The organism is Bartonella jaculi, from assembly GCF_039543045.1.
GTDB lineage: Bacteria > Pseudomonadota > Alphaproteobacteria > Rhizobiales > Rhizobiaceae > Bartonella > Bartonella jaculi.
In genome coordinates, this window is record NZ_BAABIZ010000066.1 from 1 (window position 1) to 3,212 (window position 3,212).

1 pseudogene is annotated in these 3,212 nt (G+C 35.7%); it reads right to left on the reverse strand.

From position 1 onward, the window contains the following. Nucleotides 1-2,226 (reverse strand): annotated as a pseudogene (locus tag ABD915_RS09110) (autotransporter outer membrane beta-barrel domain-containing protein); the annotation flags it as partial. Nucleotides 2,227-3,212 lie beyond the last annotated feature (986 nt).

The window sequence follows — 3,212 nt, forward strand, 5'->3', positions numbered from 1 at the left end:
GTTGTTAAGATTAAGCACAGAAACATCAGAACGTGACCTTTGAGCAATATCAAGCAGATTGCCCTTATCATCTTTTTCGTTTGTACTGGTCTTCAACATCCATTTTGTCTCGTTTTTCAGATCAAAGCGCACATCTCTGTCTTGAGCAATGTTTGCTCTGCCCTCTAAAGTAGACTGATCGGCGTTTAATGTGAAGGTACCGTTGGAAATGGCTTTAACCTCTTTACCATCCCATAACTTTTTATCTTCCCATAACTTTTTATCCCAAAAAAGACCATCTCCTAATAAAACATCAGCATGGATTTTTGATTTTTTAAGATTGACTGTGCCGATTGATGGAGCAGCACTATTTTCGATGCTTTTTTCAACAAAAGCTCCAACAAAAATTCCTGTGCCACTTTCAACGTGAATATCTGCATTGGTTAAATTGATCTCATTGCTATGATATTTTTGCGGATCATGCGGTTTTTTTGGATCATTATCAGAGAAAGTTGTGAATTGTAAGCCAGCAACTCTTGCTGTTGCAGAGACATCTGTCAGATCAATATGTCCACCATTTGCTACGAATAGTGCAGCTTGTTTTGCTTTTATTTCATTTTTCTTCCCATTCTGAAGAGTGTTGGATTGGGTATCTGAATCATTGAAATTAGCATCAATAGCGCCATTACTCATTTTAATTGTGCTATCTTCATTGCTAGCGAGACCAACATCAACATTTTGAATGGTTGTTTTACCATTTAATTCAATTACACTATCAGGCTCCCAAGCGCTTACACCAACGGTTATTTCTTCGGATTCACCACCGGTTATTGTTAAATCTCCGCTAATGATTTTGCTCCCGCCTTCTGCATAAAGACCTTCAGCAACCCCTTGAATGGTTGTTTTGCCCGTTAACTTAATTTCACTACCAGAGTCCGTTGTCCATACACCGGTGCTGTTTTCTTTGGATTCAGGATCAATTACTTTCCCACCGATTACCGTTAAATTTTCACTGGTGATTTTACCACCATCAACGGCTCCAAGACCGTCAAAAGTATTGTTAATTGTTGTATCACCATGCAATTCAATTGTGCTGTTCTTGCCAAATACAAATGCACCGGTTCCTTTGCCATCCGTTGTTAGAGAAACATTCGTGGCATCAATCTGTCCGCCTTTTTCTGCAAATAATGCAGGTTCTTTATTCTTTATTGTTACGGTTCCTCCTGCCATTGTGATCTTGGATCCTGAACCTTCTGCATGGAGTCCATAACCATCAGATGATGTAATTTGTGCATCGCCGGTTAAAGTAATGGTGCTGCCTTCTTTCGCATATACTCCATCAGTTTTTGCATCAAATGATCCTCCAGTTATTGTTATTTTGGAGTCATTATTTGCAAATATGCCTGTTTCTGCTTGAGTGACGGTTACATTATTTAAAGTCACGGTGCTTTTTTCGGCACTTATTCCCTTCTCCATAAAGGCGTCATCTTTGCCGCTCGATATGTTTACATTTTCCAGCGTGTTTTTGTTTTCATCACTCCCGCTGTCGTTGAAAAGGGCGCCTATTTTAGAGGCAGTAATAGAACTCTCAGAAGCGCCGGTCATGTTGACTGTGGCTTTATTTTGTACATCAAGGCCGTTTGTAAATTTTTCAATGGTTGTTGTGCCATTTAACTCAATCTTGCCATGATCACTGGCCGTTATACCAGTGGTAGCCTCTTCGGATGCAAGAGCGATTATTGTTAAATCTTTTTTGCTAATAATTTCGCCACCGAGTGTTGCCTGAAGTCCGTTTCTAACTTTTTCAATGGTTGTTTTACCATTTAATTCAATTTTGCTCTTAGGCATGAAGGACGCTATACCAACGCTCATTCCTTGGGCTTCAGAACCGATTATTGTTAAATCTTCACTAACAATTTTGCCAGCATCTAATACCATAAGAGTGTAGTTCGTGGCATTTTCAATGGTTGTTGTACCCTTTAACGTAATTTCGCTACCAGAATTTGTAGATGTTACACCAGTTTTTTCAGATTCAGGAACCGCTACTTTTAAATCCTTGCCAATGATTTTTCCACCATTTGTTGCTTTTATCGCATCATAGTTTTTTTCGGAAGCGTCATCGGAGACGTCTTTTGTTTCTTCACTACTTGTAGCACTGAGGACTTTTGCGGCACATACGCTGAAATGGGTACTAAACAGCATGACAGCTAAGGCAGCTGTACCGGATAAAAGAGATTTTTTTAACATTGATATTTTCCTTAACCTATAAGCCCCACACATTCCTCCCCCGCTTACAAGAAGGATATCAAATGAAGGGTTTTCTTCGTGATGGCATAGAGTATTTTTGTTTTTATGTAAAGTATAATAATGATTTATGTTAACAATACATAATGTTTTATTTATATCAGTAATTAAATTAATTTATTGTTAGTATTTATATTTATTAATTAAAACTTAATTGTATGAATAATGTTTGTGTTTATTAAATGCATTATTTTAAATAAATAATTTATCTTTAATTTTAATAAAGTAATTCATGGAGTTGTTTGTAGTAAAAGTTTATAAATGAGCTTGTTTTTTAATACTATATTGTTAATCATAAGATCTTTATGATAAAAGAGAAAATAATAAATAGTGAATATTAGCGTTTGTATAGCTGTATGCTTGCAGAGAAAATTTTAGATGCTGCTATTACAGAATTAGAAGGAGAGAGGATTTTTCGAGGGATTCTAGGAAAAAATTCGTTGTAGCTTCACATAAGGTTTTGCACTAATAGGAAAAGATGAGATTAGGTGGGAATACGTGATAATTATTTGTTTTTATGTATAATTTTTTCTATTAAGTGAGAATTTTGTCAAAATGGATTTTGACATCCAAAAATCAAAAAAAGAGCAAAAAATGGCAAAAATAAAAGAAAGCTTTGAAAGGTCTTTGAAGCTCCCCTTTGAGAACCCCTTAAAAAAACCTTTGAAATAAATAAATTGGTACTGTAGTTTGACAGTAGGTTTTGTACTAAGTGGGAAGAGGTGGGATTAGTTAGGAATAGGTGGTAATTTGTTGTTTTTATGGTTATTTTTTACCATTAAATGCGCGTTTTGTCAAAATGGATTTTGACACCTAAAATTGTAAAAAAGAGCTAAAAAGAGCGAAAATTGGAATTTGAGCGTAAAAATGAGAGAAGGCTTTGAAAGGTCTTTGAAAACCCTTTGAAGATTTTTAAAAAGTCTGTGAAA